Below are 15415 nucleotides of genomic sequence, written 5' to 3' on the forward strand. Positions count from 1 at the left end.
TTTGTGCCACAACATTTACTACATATAAAACCTTCAGGCCATTTTATTTTTGCCAAATAAGCTTTACAAGCTTCATCATTTGGTAGTTCTTTTATAAAACTCAGTATATTTTGACCTTGAAAAACATCCATATCTGTTATAGTTAAGGACACTAAGATACAGAAACTAAATGACTAACTCAGATTTTATTTTTATAGAGTGTTGATGGAGCTTAGAGATTTCAATTCTCTTTTTTATATCTTTACAATCTACACCAAACCTATGAAAACATTTAACACTCTTCTATTTATCTGCTTATTTGTAAGTTTAAAAAACCATGCTCAAAAAGAAAAAGATATCATCAATACGGTTATAGAAAGATATTTCCATGCCATTGGAGGAAAGGAAAGAGCAAAACAAATCCACACTTTTTCTTCGGAATCTGTCGGGAAACTAAAAGATAATGAAATTATTCTCAAAAAAAAATTAATGCTTCCTAACCTCTCTACTACAACAATGGAATATGGAGGAAAAGTTGTTTCTAAAAACACTTTTAACGGAAAAAAAGGACTTATCACTCAACAATATGAAGAAACAGAATTTAATAAAGCAGAATTAAAACGGCACAAAAAAAACAGAAGTATCTTCCCTGAGTTTGACTACCTCAAAACTGCTAAATATATTGGTATTGAAAAATTAGAGCAACAAAATTGTTATGTTTTAGAAATCGAAAACACAAAAGTATATTATTCTGTTGATTCTGGATTAAAACGCAAAGGCGTTAGCATTCAAGAAAAAGATGGGAAACCCTTTTTACAACAACTGTATTTTTCAAAATATGTTGAAATAGAAGGGCTGTTATTTCCTACTCGTCTTTTATTAATTGCAGGAAAGAACAAAATAGAATTCCAAACCCGCTCTATTGTAATCAATAAAGATGTTAAAATTTCAGATTTCGATTTATAAGCTTAAAATTTATTTGCTTGATTTAGCATCATAAAATCTAGCATTACCATGGCAGCCATTGCCTCAACAATTGGGATTGCTCTTGGTACCACACAAGGATCATGACGCCCTTTCCCCATCATCTCAACTTCATTGCCTTCTTTGTCGATGGTCATTTGTTTTTGAATTAAAGTGGCAACAGGCTTAAAGGCTATTTTAAAATAGATATCCATTCCGTTGCTAATTCCTCCTTGAATTCCTCCAGATCTATTTGTCTTTGTAGAACCATCAGAATTGAACAAGTCATTGTGTTGACTTCCTTTCATTACAGAACCAGCAAAGCCACTTCCATATTCAAAACCTTTTACGGCATTGATAGACAACATCGCTTGCCCTAAAGCAGCGTGTAATTTATTAAAGATTGGCTCACCAAGTCCAATAGGTACATTTTTAATTACACAGGTTACAACTCCTCCTACAGTATCTCCTTCTTTTTTAATTTGAGAGACATATTCGATCATCTCTTCCGCTATTTTAGCATCAGGACAACGAGCGATGTTTGATTCAATTAGATCAAAATCTAACTCTTGGTATGGAGTATCAAGTTTGATATTCCCAATCGCTGACGTATAGGCATTGATTTTTATGTTTGGAATCATTTGTTTTGCAACAGCTCCTCCGACTACCCAATTGGCAGTTTCACGAGCAGATGTTCTCCCCCCTCCTCTATAATCTCTATTTCCATACTTTTTGTCATATGTATAATCAGCATGTGAAGGACGGAATGTTGTAGCTATATGAGAATAATCTCTCGATTTTTGATTTGTATTCGGTATTAAAAAACCAATAGATGCACCTGTTGTTTTACCCTCAAAAATTCCTGAATGAAAAACCACCTCATCTGGTTCTTTACGCTGAGTTACAATTTTAGATTGCCCAGGTTTTCTTCGATCTAATTCTTTTTGAATTGCTTTTAAATCTAATTCAATACCTGGAGGACATCCATCAATAACACCTCCAATTGCTGATCCGTGTGATTCACCAAAAGTGCTTACTTTAAAGAGTTTTCCAAATGAATTTGACATAAAAATATTTTTTGCAAAGTTAGAAAAAAGTTTTGTAATTATTAACTTGATTGTTTTCAACTGACCAAGTTATAAAGTTCACATTTAACACTAAAATTTTAAAGTTGAATTTTGTAGATATAAGTAAAACTGAGTTCCAAATAACAAAGCCCCAGATAATAGATGAACCGTTTGTGTTCCGAAGGGAAAGTTGCTATAATACATCAACATACCTGAAATAATCTCAAAAACCAATAACAATATAATTATTTTCGGCAATTTAAATTTCAACTTCAACGTTTCATTTTTATAATAAATTAAAAAATTCAACAAAACAATAACCACACTAAAGGATCGATGTATATAGAATTTCATACTTGGATTGTACAAACTCATTTGTTTGTTTTCAAAACCAAAAATCTTCACCTGCTCATCGACAAATTGCCTTATTTGAGTTCCCAATGCAATCTGAATTACTGATAGTAAAATAGAAAGCCCCAATAAAATTTGAAAAAACCTACTGTAAGACTTTTTTGCTGTTTTTTTCTCGGAAATTATATGTAAAACTTTTATCAACAAAGCTATAATCAACAATCCCGCAATCATATGAATGGTGATTATAGAAGGTTTTAGTACCGAATCAACAACGGTTTTTCCTAGCCACGCTTCAAACAGCATCAAGAAAAATGCAGCAAAACACAAAATGGTAATTTTTTTGTTTTCTTTCCAAAATTTCAAAGCACCTGCCAAAAGAAACAAAAATATAAAGCCAGCCACTACAGAGGACAAACGATTGACATATTCAGTCCAAGTATGATACACATTAAAAATTGCGTATTCATGTTTGGTATAAGCCTCCCATTGCGTTGATTCAAAATAACGAGAACTTGTAAAATCTTGTTTTGAAACAAGCAGTGCCTCTTCTTTAATAATGATAACCCCTTTTGCATAACCAGTTTCTGGATGCCACTGCAGCTGTTCTTCCTCCGTTGGAGGTATTAAATATCCAAAACATTTTGGCCAATCAGGACAACCCATTCCAGCTCCGGTCATTCTCACTACAGATCCTGCAATAAAAATAATATACACAGAAATCAATGCTGCTTTTACGATGCTTTTAAAGTGTTTTTTCAAAAGAAGAAATATTTAAATAGACAAAATTAAGAATAAATGAACGAATTGCTACCAATTTAAAACTTTTTATCAGGGCATAACAAGGAAAAATCACACTTTTTCACGAGAAAAAACTCTCTGTTTATTTGATTGTTTAAGTCTTATGGTGTTCGTGTATTGTGTTGGTAGTCAGTGTTTGGTGTTGTAATAAGAGTGACATGAAATGTTAGTTTTAACCTTCGAATGTTAATCAAGAGTTAGTCCATAAAATTCATTATAAACAGATGAAATTGGATGTAAAGTGTTAGGTTTATTGTGCAAACAAGCAAAATAACATTTTAATAAACACTCAATTGTGAGTAATAGAGATACTTTATTTTATACCATTTTAACATTTAAATGACGCATTAAATTTGTTTATTTTTCATTCATATTTCATACAAAAACAAAACCGTAACGGGGCTATGCTTCAATTTTTATTGCTTATCTAAAAAAAAACATTCCAAATTGTTATTGCATCATTTAAAAATAAAATTGGTGTTACAGGGAAACACAACTCTCTTTATTGATTTTTCAGCCTCAGAAATCAGTACAGATGGATCTCTAATACTTCTTGAAAAACTAGAATATGGTCATAAGTTGATAAAAAAGTTTGGACAAACATTCTTAAAACGAATTACAATCAAGATTTGGACAACTTATCCTGAGGTGGAAATTGTTATAAGAACGGATAGTGGTTTTAGTTGTGTTCCGTTTTATGAGTTGGTAAATCAATATGGTTTATTATTTGTAAATAGACAAGCAAGTAATGCTGTACTAAAAAGGAAAGTCTTACGAGCATAAAAGCAGTAAAATTGATTTGTGCTGTTATTTTTAGCGGTCTTAATTAGTGGTTCGCTCTAGGCTTCAATAACGACTCCAGTACTGTGGTCTTTTGTGGCACCTGTAACACTCTTTAAACAATTATTACTTCCTTCAACCTTTAAGAAGCCTAACAATGCGAAAATTAAAGCCTCTTTAAATTCTAATAATTCAGCAGTAGGAATTACTAATTCTACGGATGTTAATTGGTCTATTCTCTCTATCAAAAAATCATTATAAGCTCCGCCACCAGTAACTAGCACTTTACCCTCTTTAGAAATTACTTGAGCGACTTGAAAAGCTACATGTTCTAAAAATGTTCTAAGAATATCTTTCAATTCTAATTCATATGAATCAATCAGAGGAATTACATTTTTTTTTACAAACTCAAAACCAAGTGATTTAGGATGTGTTAATTGGTAATAAAAATCTGAATTTAATTTTTTTAACAACGTTTTATCAATCTTTCCTGTTTTTGCCAACTTACCTCTATCGTCAAATTCCTGATCTATCTTATTCATATAAAAATTCATGACTATATTTACAGGACATATATCATAAGCTTTTCTTAGGTCTTTTTCGTCAAAAGATATATTAGCAAATCCTCCTAGGTTTAAACAATAGTCAAATTCTGCAAAAAGCAAGACATCACCTATCGGAACCAATGGTGCCCCTTGTCCTCCTAAATTCACGTCTTGTGTTCTAAAATCAAAAACAACCTTGCTATTTGTGATTTTTGCAATTTCAGTTCCAGATCCTATTTGCAATGTATAGCCTTCTTCTGGTTTATGAAAAACCGTATGTCCATGAGAGGCAATCAAGTCTACTTGTTTTATTTTGTTTTCTAGAATAAAGTCATTTACAAGATTTCCAATATATACTCCATAATTCTTATCTAACTCTTTGAGTTCAGAAGGCTGTTTTTCAAAAGCCGATTTTAATAACAAAATCCATTGCTTTGAATAGCTATATGTGTTGCTGTGAATAATTTTATAATCATACTTCTCAGTACCACCAAACCTCACGTAGACCAGATCTACTCCATCCAATGAGGTTCCAGACATAATTCCAATACAATAAGATGTTTTCATCATAAGAAATCTATTAGGTTAACAAATGTAGTTTTTTAGAATGATTATGCTGAAAAATCATCTTTTAAATTAAAACAACTTTTAAAATTCCTTATATTTATTTTTCTAATATAAATACAAGCCTATGGACTTTCAGCTAACAGAAGAACACATCATGATTAGAGATGCAGCTAGAGATTTTGCAAAAACAGAATTACTACCTGAAGTTATTGAACGAGATGAAGCTCAAGCTTTCCCTCATGAGCAAATTAAAAAAATGGGGGAACTCGGTTTTATGGGAATGATGGTGGCACCAGAATACGGAGGAGGAGGTATGGACACCATTTCTTATGTTTTGGCAATCGAAGAAATTTCTAAAATAGACGCTTCTGCTGGAGTTATTATGTCTGCAAATAATTCTTTGGTTTGTTGGGGTTTGGAAAAATATGGATCAGAAGAACAAAAACAAAAATATTTAAAACCTCTCGCAAGTGGTAAAGTCCTTGGGGCTTTTTGTTTGAGTGAACCAGAAGCGGGTAGCGATGCTACTTCTCAAAAAACGACTGCAATTGATCAAGGAGATCATTATCTTTTAAACGGTGTGAAAAACTGGATTACAAATGGTGGAAATGCGAGTGTTTATTTGGTTATCGCTCAAACAGATATTTCAAAAGGACATAAAGGAATTAATGTATTTATTATTGAAAAAGGCAGCCCCGGATTTAAAGTCGGAAAAAAAGAAAACAAATTAGGGATCCGTGGCTCAGACACCCACTCTTTATTATTTACGGATGTTAAAGTTCCTAAAGAAAATAGAATAGGTGAAGATGGTTTTGGTTTTCGATTTGCCATGGAAACCTTATCTGGAGGAAGAATTGGAATTGCAGCACAAGCGCTTGGGATTTCATCCGGAGCTTATAAACTAGCATTGCAATATAGCAAAGAACGAAAAACTTTTGGAAAAGAAATAAGTAGACATCAAGCTATTGCTTTTAAATTAGCTGATATGGCCGTAGAAATAGAAGCAGGAAGATTTTTTTGTTTAAAAGCCGCTTGGGACAAAGATCAAGGGTTGAATTATGATTTATCCAGCTCCATGGCTAAATTATTCTGTGCAGACTCATCAATGCGAATTACTACGGAGGCCGTTCAGATTCACGGAGGATATGGTTTTGTAAAAGAATACCATGTGGAACGGTTGATGCGAGATGCCAAAATCACTCAGATTTACGAAGGAACTTCAGAAATTCAAAAAATTATTATTTCTAGAGCTATTTTAAAAGATTAAGTAAATTAAACAACATGGCAGAGCCTTTAAAAAATATGTTTAACCTCGGATTTATTGTTCCTTTCTCCGAGGTTTGCAATAAGCATATTCCAAATTTCAATAAAAATCATTTTATAAATGCTGTCTTTGATGATAATTGGGAGAATCTTGAATTAAAACCTCGTATAAAACATATTGCACATTCTTTACATAAACAGTTGACGGATTCAATTCCGATTAATTTGAATTATATCACAGCCATTTCAGAAGACATTCGAATCAATCAAAATAAGCAAGATACTTTTATGTATTTAGTTCTTTGTGATTATATTGAAGTATATGGATTGGAACATCTGAAAGAATCTTTAATTGCGATTGAAAAAGTGACTATTTTGGCTAGCTGTGAATTTGCCATACGACCATTTATCATCAAAGACCCCGAATATGTTTTTAAAACATTAAACAATTGGAGCAAAAATAATCATCCTTCAGTAAGAAGATTGGCAAGCGAAGGTTGTAGACCTCGATTGCCTTGGGGAATGGGGATTCCTTTTCTAAAAATAAACCCGAGTCTTATTTTTCCAGTTCTTGAGAATTTAAAAGACGACGACTCATTATTTGTTCGTAGGAGTGTTGCAAATAACATAAATGATATTTCTAAAGATCATCCTAGCAAAATTCTTAGCCTATTAAAAAAGTGGATAGGTGTTTCTAAAGAAAGAAACTGGTTAGTAAAACATGCAGCGAGAACGTTACTCAAACAAGGAAATTCAGATGCGCTAAAATTATTTGGCTATGGGGATGTTACAAATTTTGAAACCACAGTAATCCATCTACTTAAAAATAAAGTTTGTATTGGTGATTATCTCTGCTTTACATTTTCTATTAAAAACAAAAGCAATAAAGCCCAAAAAGTTCGATTAGAATATTTTATCTATTTTTTATTAGCCAAAGGGAAATTATCAAAAAAAATCTTTAAAATATCTGAACGTAACCTTACTGCAAATGAAACACTATATTATAAACGTAGACATTCTTTTAAAATAATCAGTACCCGAAAATATTATACAGGCATCCACAAAGTAAGCTTGGTAATCAACGGAGTTGAAAAGGAAACGGACAACTTCCAATTAAACAAATAATTATTCTATTGGAAAGTTAAAATAAGTGTTTGGATAAGGCTCTTCTTTTAAAGTAAAATGCCACCATTCATATTGATAAGGCTTAAAGTTGTTTTTTAACATTAGGCCCCGAAGTAGCAATCTGTTTTTTCTTATATTATCTATAGCAGAACGATCAAATGTCCAAGAAGCTTTCCCGAAAAAATCATAAGGACTTCCCATATCTAACTCTTTACCTGTCTCTAAATGCACCAAGGTTAAATCGACTGTACTTCCACGTGTATGACCAGATCTAGTAGCTAGATATCCCAATTTAAACAAATCCTTTTTGTCAATTTCAGGATAAAACTCTGCCTTCATTAAAGTGTCACTTTCGACTTTTGCCCAACTCACAAAAGAATCAACTGCACTTTGAGGTCGATAAGCATCAAAAATTTTTAAGCCCAAATCCAATTTCTTCAATTCGGCTTGAATCTTTTTTAATTTCTGGATAGCTTCCTCTGATAAAATTGCTAGAGGTTTATGATAACCATCAATAGGCTTTCCAATAAAATTATGAGTTCCAAAATACCTTATTTCTAATAAGACAGAAGGTATTTCTATTTTTACATCTTTAAATCCTTTTGGTCTTAAAGCAGTTTGACTTTGTGAATCAAAACTGAATAATGAGATCATAAATAAAAATATAATAATTCTTTGTCTGTAAAAATGTTTGTTTCCTTTCATATGTATAAAAAATCAATTTCAACAAATCTAATTAACTATATTTGCATTTCAATTAAGAATTATGACAAATAACGATATTCTAAAAAAACTTAGGGTTGCCTTACAATTAAAAGATACTGACATCGTTGAAATAATGGCGTTGGTTGATTTTAAGGTGACAAAAAGTGAAATTAACGCTTTATATAGAAATGAAGAGCACCCAAAATTTATGGAATGTAAGGATCAGTTTTTGCGTAATTTCTTAAATGGATTGATTATTTACAAAAGAGGACCAATGCCTCCAAAAAAGAAATAACTTAAACATCTTCGCATTAATAACAACCTAGTCCGTTAAACCTATTCCTAATGAAAGAATATAAATTTATCAAACAAAAAAGTACGCCAATCAAAAAGGACGTTGACTTTGAAGATCTTATAAACAGCTATGCCAAAACGGGATGGAGAATGGTAAACACTTTTGTTCACAGAGGTGTGGTAAAGGCTGTTTTAGAAAGAGAAAAAGATAAATCTTAAAACTAGTAAATATTTTTTATGAGCATTAAAATTGCCTTTACAGATATAGACGGAACTTTATTAAACAAAGAAAGAGTTCCATCTTCAGCTCTAAAAACGGAAGTAGCAAGAATCAACGAACAAGACATTCCTTTTGTTCTAATTTCTTCTAGAATGCCAAGTGCAATGTATCATATCCAAAAGGATTTGAATATTAAAAACACGCCTATTATTTGTTATAATGGAGGGTTAGTTTTAGTTGATAATAAAAGTATACATTCTACTGAAATTCCGTGTTCTATCTTAGAAATAATTACTGCATTAAACACTGAAAAAAAATTTCATATCAGCTTATACAATAATAATGATTGGTATGTTGAAGAAATGGATTTCTGGGCAAAAAGAGAAGAGAATAACACCAAGGTTACACCTGAAATTAAATCTATTGAAGCCGTTTTAGAAAATTGGAAATCGACAAACAAAGGTGCTCATAAAGTTATGTGTATGGGAGATAAAGAAGAGCTAGACATTGTTATGGAAAGTCTTACTTTAGCCTTCCCTGAAGAATTACACCTGTATCGGTCTAAAGACACGTATATAGAAATTGCGAATAAAGAGATTTCTAAACTAACAGGTATCAAAACATTACTCGAAAATAGCTATTCAGATTTGTCTCTAGAGAATTGTATTGCATTTGGTGACAATTATAACGATATTGAAATGCTAGATGCCGTTAAGATTGGTGTTGCTGTTCAAAATGCCAAAAAAGAAGTTTTAGCAATTGCCAATGATATAACAGACACAAACCATAATGATGGAGTAGCAAAAGCTATTGAAAAATATTTATAAATGACCAACTTAAAATTGAACCCAATGAAAAACCTAATCCTTAGCACAATATTATCAACTGTTTTGTTAGCTTCTTGTAGTCAAGATAATTCTAAAAATATCATGGTGATTAAAGGTGAGGTGAAAGGTTTAAAAAAGGGAACATTGTTTTTACAGAAAATAGAAAATGGAACCCTTTCTACTGTAGATTCTATCTATCTAGAAGGGACAGGTTTATACTCTTTAAAGTCCAAAATAAACGCATCTGAATTGCATTTTCTATCGTTAAACAAGAACAATGAAAAAACAATTCCTTTTTTCGGTGAGCCTGGTGAAATTACAATCAACACTAATTTAGATAGATTTGTTTTTCATGCTAAAATATCAGGTTCAAAAAACCAAGAAATTTTAGATCAGTACAATGAAATTTCTTCTCAATTCCAATATCAAAATTTAGAAATGCTTAAAGAGAATTTTGAAGCACAAAAGGAAAAAAACCAAGAGAAAATAGACAAGTTAGTTACAAAATCTAAAAATTTATTACGTAGAAAATACTTATATACTACCAACTTTGCCTTAAACAATTCAGACTCTGAAGTAGCTCCTTATATTGCATTGACACAGTTATCTGATGCAAATATTAAATTATTAGACACAATCAACAACTCTTTAACCGAAAAAATTAAAAACTCTAGCTATGGAAAGGAGTTGAATTCATTTATTGAAAAAATAAAAGCAGATGAAGTGAAGGAATAGCAATAATCAACTATTAATCTACGCAATCACCATTAACACTTAACTCCGTTTAAGATTACCTTTTTGGGTTAAGCTAACACTTCTATTGGTCATGTTTTTATGTTATTTTGGAGTCCTTTACTTTAATACTCCAGTGGTATTCAAACTTGGAAACAATTTCACCACTTTCATCAACTCCATTCGATATCAATATCAATTCTTGTCCTTCTCCTGATGTTATAGCTTTATCTATTGCAGTTTGTATTTTACCATCATCCGTGCAGTCAAATACGATTTTTCCTTTTGCTTTTTTTAGAAATTCTCCTTTCTGCGCTACAACTAGCATAGAAATTTTTTTACCTGAATTATAAATGCTTTTCATCATTAATATGCCCGTTGCTAATTCAGAAGCCATTCCTTGGGTAGCCCAATACATCGATTTAAACGGATTCTGATTGATCCATCGATGCCGAACAGATATTGATGTTTTATCATCAGTAATACTTTCTACCCTAACTCCAGAAAAATAAGCAGATGGAATTTTAAACAACACAAAACGATTTAAAATTGTTGGAGTAAATTTCATTTATGTAAGTTAAAAAAAATATTTATTAAGACAATTTTAGTTCATTTATCTTTTAAAATTACAATTATAGAAAAAACATCACTTTTTTAATCACCAGAAATATTCGACAAACACTGAGAATCTATGATAATATTAAAACAGTAGCGTAAATAAATAGTACTATGTTTTGCATAATACCTGATTATTATGTATATTTGTGCCATAAAATGAACTAAAGTAAATTGTGATGAAAGCAACAAGTGAGACCGTCAATATTTTTTTAAATAAAAACTTTTTTATATGAAGATAGAAAACACAAAAGCACAGATGAGAAAAGGAGTACTAGAATACTGCATTCTTTCTATTCTACAATCGGGAGATGCATATACCTCTGAGATTATAGCCGCCTTAAAGGATGCAGAAATGATCGTTGTTGAAGGAACCATCTACCCATTACTAACCCGACTAAAAAACGCAGGTTTATTGAACTATAGATGGGAAGAATCAACTTCTGGACCTCCAAGAAAATATTATTTTCTTTCTGAAAACGGAGTGCTTTTTCTTAAAGAACTCAATATAACATGGAATAACTTAACCAAAGCAGTAAACATTGTAACAAGCGAAAAAAACAACAAAGATGAATAAAACTATAAACATAAATCTTGGAGGATTCTTTTTCCATATTGATGAAATGGCCTATCAAGTCCTTAAGGATTACTTAGATTCTATTGCGAAATCATTGAGCGATGATCCAAAGGGAAAAAATGAAATTATTGCAGATATTGAAGCTAGAATTAGCGAACTATTATCTGAAAAAATAAAAGATTCAAGGCAAGTTGTCAATGAATTGGATATAAATAATATCATAAAAATCATGGGGCAACCAGAAGATTATGGAGATCATACAGAGGAGTTTTCTAATGCCGAAAAAAGGCATCGATCAAGAACCTCTAATACAAAAAAATTATACCGTGATAATGATCATAAGTTTTTAGGAGGAGTTGCTGCCGGTTTAAGTCATTATATAGGAATTGATTCTATTTGGATACGTTTAATTTTTATTTTACTTACCATTACAGGTGGGTTTGGAGTACCTATTTATATTATTTTATGGATTCTTCTTCCAGGGGCTCGTACAACTGCAGAAAAACTAGAAATGGAAGGTGAAGCTGTAAATATAGACAATATAGAAAAAAAAATTAGAACCGAATTTAATAATGTTGGTGACAAAATTAAAAACGCTGACTATAGCAAGGCTAAAACAAGTTTTCAGAATTTTTTAGACACTTTAGGCAAAATAATACTCGCAATATTTAATGTTATTGGAAAGTTTATTGGAGTGCTTCTACTATTTGTTGCCTCAGCAGTTTTGATCGGATTAATTATTGGTGTATTCTCTTTAGGAAGTATGGAATTTATTGGGGTGTCAAATAACTTCACAAGTTTTTCTTCTTTTATACATAGCTCGCTTATTCCACATTGGACACTAGCTGCTCTTGTATTTATATCCATTGGTTTTCCCTTTTTATTTTTATTTTTATTAGGTTTAAGGATTCTTTCTTCTTCTGTGAAGAGATTAAACAAACCTACCTCACTTATTCTTTTAGGAATATGGATTATAGCAATTTTAGCGTTGATATTTACGGGGATTGAACAAACCACTGCAAAAGCATTTCAGGGCTCTAAACACAAAGAGCTACCATTTACATACCAAGTACAAGATACTTTACATATAGAAATGATAAACAATGATGATCTGTTTTTCAAGCAAAACCTAATACAAAACAAAAACCAAGAATATGTTTACGATCATGATGTTAGAAAATTATACAATAATAATGTTTTAGTGGATGTTGTTTACAATGATACCGATGCCGCTACGGTTAAAATAAGGCGTCTATCACAGGGAAACAACAGAAATATAGCGAACCAAAATGCAAATAAAATTGAATATCAGTATTTTGTAACGGATAATACAATTGAACTTAACGGGTATTTTTTAAGTCCAGAGACGAGTATAGACAAAAATGAAAAGGTTGTTATTACTATTGCTGTTCCAAAAAACACATATGTTCACTTTACCAACTCTACAAAAAGCTTTTTAGGCGGTATAGAAACGACATCAGATATGAACCGATATAAGATTCCAAATCATACGTTTAAAATGCAGCCTTTTGGCTTAGAATGTACAGATTGTGACAATTAATATTTTATAAGCAAAAAACACTATGAAACAAAAAATAAAAAAAACGTTATTATTTTTAATTGCTATCATTGCTTTAACAAGTTGCGCATCAGGGTTTTTCAGTAAGACAACTAAAGGAAATAAAATTATTAGCACAGAAGAAAGAGAACGTCCTCAAGCTTATACCAAAATTAAAGTTGAAAAAGGAATCACCGTATATATTACTATAAGTACTGAAGAAAAAATTCAAGTAGAAGCTGAAGAAAACTTGCAAAAATTCATTAAAACAGAGATGGAAAATGGAACGTTACATGTTTTTTCTGAATCAAATATAAAAAACTATAAGCCAATAAAGGTATATTTATCCACAAAAAAAATAACAAGTATTTCTGCTAGTTCAGGAGCAAAAGTTATTTCAGAAAACACTTTATTTGGTGAACACATAATTGTTAAATCTTCAAGTGGTTCTTTGGTAGACCTACAAGTTGGTACGAATAATTTAGTTTCTAACTCTAGTAGCGGCTCTACAATTAAACTAAGTGGAACGACAACAAATTTAACTGCTACATCTAGTAGTGGTTCGTCTATAAAAGCCTACAACCTAAAAGCTAAGAATGTAATAGCTAGGGCTTGTAGTGGCTCACGTATAGTGCTAGCTGCTACAGAAAAACTAAATGCAAAATCCAGTAGTGCCGCAAGGATTAAATATAAAGGAGACTCGAATAACGTACAAAGAAATACATCGACTGTAGGAGGTGTTAATTTAGTTTCTAACTCTAGCATTGACTCAATAATTAAACGAAGTGGAACGACAACTGATATAACGGCTAATTCTAGCAGTGGCTCTACAATTAAATTAAGTGGAACGACAACAAATTTAACGGCTATATCTAGTAGTGGTTCATCTATAAAAGCCCACAACCTAAAAGCTAAGAATGTAATAGCTAGGGCTAGTAGTGGCTCACGTATAGTGCTAGCTGCTACAGAAAAACTAAATGCAAAATCCAGTAGTGCCGCAAGGATTAAATATAAAGGAGATTTGGAGCAGACACAAAGAAAAAAATCGACAGTAGGAGGAGTTAATTCTTTTTCTCGAAAAATAATTTCTGGAAATGTTTTAAGCTTTAGTTCAAAAGACACATTAGCTTATGTCAATATTGGAATATCAAATAAAGATATCGGAACTGTTTCAAGCGACAAAGGTGAATTTATGTTAGAACTGAAAAATGCATATCTAAATGATTCATTAAAATTTTCAATGATTGGCTATAATAGTAAAACTATAGCAATTAAAGATTTTGTTGATTTAGGAACTATAATGTTGCAAGAAAATATATCGGAACTTGATGAAAATGTAGTTCGTAATAAACAAGATAAATTAAAAATTTTAGGAAACAAAAAACAAAAAATATTTTTCGGTTCTGTGTCATCTAGTAGTATTGAGGCTGGAACTGAAATAGGAATAAAAGTAACGATTAAAAAACCTACAATAATTGAAACATTTAATATAGTTGTTGTAGAAAATGAAAATGGAATTTTAAATTTAAGAATTAACTTTTACGATCTTAAAAATGGTATTCCAAATAAAAGAATAAATAAAGAAAATATAATTATTCAGGCCGAAGTAAAAGACGGATTAATATCAGTTGATTTATCTGAATATGATTTGATTTTCAAAAATGACTTTTTTGTTTCTATGGAGTCTTTAAGTAAACTAAACGAAGGCAAAATAATTAAGTTTGCAGGAAAAATATTTAAAAAATCTTATTATCGAGAAACCAGTCAAGCAAAATGGAATAAAATGTTCATCGGATTTTATATATTTTTAAACGTAAAGCAATAAGTACTAAAAGTCAACACCTTGTAAAAGTAATTACACCAATTAAACTATATAAAGCCGTAATTATTTTGTGTATTTACTTATGTCAACATCAATAAAATTCACAATAAACGAGAGTTCCTCAGAATTGGGTTCTCTTAATACCTAAATCTACAAGTATAACCTAAATTTCACAAGTATCATGTCATATTATTTCACTTGCCTTTTGTAAGGCTCTTTTACATCTAAAATTAATTTAATTTTTTAGCTTGTTTTAATTTTCAGAATATTTATTTATTGAGAGGATTCAAATTTAAAAATGTTTATAAATTTTAAAAAAACGCAACAACATCTATTTAACTCTTTTATTAATTAGTTTAGCTTATATTCTTAGCAGGCTTGTACTTGAGTGCTTGTTGTTCTGTAAGTTGTCTAGCTTAAACGATCAAGGAATATCATTTTACTGAGTTAGTCATTTAGTTTCTGTATCTTAGTGTCCTTAAATATAACAGATATGGATGTTTTTCAAGGTCAAAATATACTGAGTTTTATAAAAGAACTACCAAATGATGAAGCTTGTAAAGCTTATTTGGCAAAAATAAAATGGCCTGAAGGTTTTATATGTAGTAAATGTTGTGGCACAAA

Annotated in this window: 18 protein-coding genes; 12 read left to right on the forward strand and 6 right to left on the reverse strand. The window is 31.0% G+C overall.

The window, feature by feature from the left end:
* A partial coding sequence (locus tag V5787_RS00005; protein ID WP_336891259.1) for a transposase occupies window positions 1-131 on the reverse strand: 131 nt, incomplete at its 3' end.
* A gap of 130 nt (window positions 132-261) precedes the next feature.
* Between V5787_RS00005 and V5787_RS00010 the strand changes: the two genes are divergently transcribed.
* Window positions 262-945, forward strand: a complete 684-nt coding sequence (locus tag V5787_RS00010; protein WP_336891243.1) for a hypothetical protein — start codon at window positions 262-264, stop codon at window positions 943-945.
* Window positions 946-947: 2 nt separating this feature from the next.
* On the opposite strand, the gene aroC is transcribed toward V5787_RS00010, so the two are convergent.
* Both aroC and V5787_RS00020 read right to left on the reverse strand, forming a co-directional pair.
* Window positions 948-2009 carry a chorismate synthase gene (gene aroC, locus V5787_RS00015; RefSeq protein WP_336891244.1) on the reverse strand — a complete coding sequence of 354 codons (1062 nt, stop codon included), beginning with the start codon at window positions 2007-2009 and terminating at the stop codon, window positions 948-950.
* A 90-nt stretch (window positions 2010-2099) separates the two neighbouring features.
* Window positions 2100-3122 carry a COX15/CtaA family protein gene (locus V5787_RS00020; protein WP_336891245.1) on the reverse strand — a complete coding sequence of 341 codons (1023 nt, stop codon included), beginning with the start codon at window positions 3120-3122 and terminating at the stop codon, window positions 2100-2102.
* 492 nt (window positions 3123-3614) lie between these two features.
* Here V5787_RS00020 and V5787_RS00025 point away from each other — a divergent pair, with 492 nt between their 5' ends.
* Window positions 3615-3944, forward strand: coding sequence for a hypothetical protein (locus tag V5787_RS00025; RefSeq protein WP_336891246.1), 330 nt, complete (start codon window positions 3615-3617; stop codon window positions 3942-3944).
* A gap of 56 nt (window positions 3945-4000) precedes the next feature.
* Here the strand turns inward: V5787_RS00025 and V5787_RS00030 are convergent, their stop codons facing one another.
* Window positions 4001-5056 carry an anhydro-N-acetylmuramic acid kinase gene (locus V5787_RS00030; protein ID WP_336891247.1) on the reverse strand — a complete coding sequence of 352 codons (1056 nt, stop codon included), beginning with the start codon at window positions 5054-5056 and terminating at the stop codon, window positions 4001-4003.
* Window positions 5057-5177: 121 nt separating this feature from the next.
* Here V5787_RS00030 and V5787_RS00035 point away from each other — a divergent pair, with 121 nt between their 5' ends.
* Window positions 5178-6320, forward strand: a complete 1143-nt coding sequence (locus V5787_RS00035) for an acyl-CoA dehydrogenase (protein WP_336891248.1) — start codon at window positions 5178-5180, stop codon at window positions 6318-6320.
* Window positions 6321-6334: 14 nt separating this feature from the next.
* A complete protein-coding gene (locus V5787_RS00040; protein WP_336891249.1) occupies window positions 6335-7441 on the forward strand; it encodes a DNA alkylation repair protein in 1107 nt (368 codons plus the stop codon).
* On the opposite strand, the gene V5787_RS00045 is transcribed toward V5787_RS00040, so the two are convergent.
* The gene (locus tag V5787_RS00045) at window positions 7442-8146 is read right to left on the reverse strand and encodes a M15 family metallopeptidase (RefSeq protein WP_336891250.1); all 705 of its coding nucleotides are present in this window, start codon (window positions 8144-8146) and stop codon (window positions 7442-7444) included.
* Between the two features lie 61 nt (window positions 8147-8207).
* Between V5787_RS00045 and V5787_RS00050 the strand changes: the two genes are divergently transcribed.
* From V5787_RS00050 to V5787_RS00065, 4 genes are read left to right on the forward strand one after another with little or no spacing between them, the layout of a single operon-like run.
* The gene (locus V5787_RS00050; RefSeq protein ID WP_336891251.1) at window positions 8208-8441 is read left to right on the forward strand and encodes a DUF1456 family protein; all 234 of its coding nucleotides are present in this window, start codon (window positions 8208-8210) and stop codon (window positions 8439-8441) included.
* Between the two features lie 50 nt (window positions 8442-8491).
* Window positions 8492-8659: a DUF4177 domain-containing protein gene (locus V5787_RS00055; protein ID WP_336891252.1), complete on the forward strand. Its 168-nt coding sequence runs from the start codon at window positions 8492-8494 to the stop codon at window positions 8657-8659.
* An 18-nt stretch (window positions 8660-8677) separates the two neighbouring features.
* On the forward strand, window positions 8678-9487 hold the full coding sequence (locus V5787_RS00060) for a Cof-type HAD-IIB family hydrolase (protein ID WP_336891253.1): 810 nt from the start codon (window positions 8678-8680) through the stop codon (window positions 9485-9487).
* Between the two features lie 24 nt (window positions 9488-9511).
* Window positions 9512-10222: a DUF4369 domain-containing protein gene (locus tag V5787_RS00065; protein ID WP_336891254.1), complete on the forward strand. Its 711-nt coding sequence runs from the start codon at window positions 9512-9514 to the stop codon at window positions 10220-10222.
* Between the two features lie 97 nt (window positions 10223-10319).
* On the opposite strand, the gene V5787_RS00070 is transcribed toward V5787_RS00065, so the two are convergent.
* Window positions 10320-10787 (reverse strand): DUF4442 domain-containing protein, encoded by a 468-nt coding sequence (locus tag V5787_RS00070; RefSeq protein ID WP_336891255.1) that lies wholly within the window; start codon window positions 10785-10787, stop codon window positions 10320-10322.
* A 279-nt stretch (window positions 10788-11066) separates the two neighbouring features.
* Between V5787_RS00070 and V5787_RS00075 the strand changes: the two genes are divergently transcribed.
* The 4 genes from V5787_RS00075 to V5787_RS00090 form a co-directional block, all read left to right on the forward strand.
* Entirely contained in the window at window positions 11067-11411 is a 345-nt protein-coding gene (locus V5787_RS00075) for a PadR family transcriptional regulator (protein ID WP_336891256.1), read from the forward strand.
* Complete coding sequence (locus V5787_RS00080; protein ID WP_336891257.1) at window positions 11404-12972, forward strand: PspC domain-containing protein; 1569 nt, start codon at window positions 11404-11406, stop codon at window positions 12970-12972. Before V5787_RS00075 ends, V5787_RS00080 begins: the two co-directional genes overlap by 8 nt.
* Before the next feature lie 22 nt (window positions 12973-12994).
* Entirely contained in the window at window positions 12995-14794 is a 1800-nt protein-coding gene (locus V5787_RS00085) for a DUF2807 domain-containing protein (RefSeq protein ID WP_336891258.1), read from the forward strand.
* 490 nt (window positions 14795-15284) lie between these two features.
* The coding region (locus V5787_RS00090; protein ID WP_336891259.1) for a transposase at window positions 15285-15415 on the forward strand (131 nt) is incomplete at its 3' end.

The sequence above is a fragment of the Flavicella sp. genome (assembly GCF_037132785.1).
Taxonomy (GTDB): Bacteria; Bacteroidota; Bacteroidia; order Flavobacteriales; family Flavobacteriaceae; genus Flavicella.

Excerpts from the sequence above, each read along its gene's own strand:
- V5787_RS00010 (WP_336891243.1), top strand. The coding sequence starts at position 262 with ATGAAAACATTTAACACTCTTCTATTTATCTGCTTATTTGTAAGTTTA.
- aroC (WP_336891244.1), bottom strand. The coding sequence starts at position 2,009 with ATGTCAAATTCATTTGGAAAACTCTTTAAAGTAAGCACTTTTGGTGAA.
- V5787_RS00030 (WP_336891247.1), bottom strand. The coding sequence starts at position 5,056 with ATGATGAAAACATCTTATTGTATTGGAATTATGTCTGGAACCTCATTG.
- V5787_RS00035 (WP_336891248.1), top strand. The coding sequence starts at position 5,178 with ATGGACTTTCAGCTAACAGAAGAACACATCATGATTAGAGATGCAGCT.
- V5787_RS00040 (WP_336891249.1), top strand. The coding sequence starts at position 6,335 with ATGGCAGAGCCTTTAAAAAATATGTTTAACCTCGGATTTATTGTTCCT.
- V5787_RS00045 (WP_336891250.1), bottom strand. The coding sequence starts at position 8,146 with ATGAAAGGAAACAAACATTTTTACAGACAAAGAATTATTATATTTTTA.
- V5787_RS00050 (WP_336891251.1), top strand. The coding sequence starts at position 8,208 with ATGACAAATAACGATATTCTAAAAAAACTTAGGGTTGCCTTACAATTA.
- V5787_RS00055 (WP_336891252.1), top strand. The coding sequence starts at position 8,492 with ATGAAAGAATATAAATTTATCAAACAAAAAAGTACGCCAATCAAAAAG.
- V5787_RS00060 (WP_336891253.1), top strand. The coding sequence starts at position 8,678 with ATGAGCATTAAAATTGCCTTTACAGATATAGACGGAACTTTATTAAAC.
- V5787_RS00065 (WP_336891254.1), top strand. The coding sequence starts at position 9,512 with ATGAAAAACCTAATCCTTAGCACAATATTATCAACTGTTTTGTTAGCT.
- V5787_RS00070 (WP_336891255.1), bottom strand. The coding sequence starts at position 10,787 with ATGAAATTTACTCCAACAATTTTAAATCGTTTTGTGTTGTTTAAAATT.
- V5787_RS00075 (WP_336891256.1), top strand. The coding sequence starts at position 11,067 with ATGAAGATAGAAAACACAAAAGCACAGATGAGAAAAGGAGTACTAGAA.
- V5787_RS00080 (WP_336891257.1), top strand. The coding sequence starts at position 11,404 with ATGAATAAAACTATAAACATAAATCTTGGAGGATTCTTTTTCCATATT.
- V5787_RS00085 (WP_336891258.1), top strand. The coding sequence starts at position 12,995 with ATGAAACAAAAAATAAAAAAAACGTTATTATTTTTAATTGCTATCATT.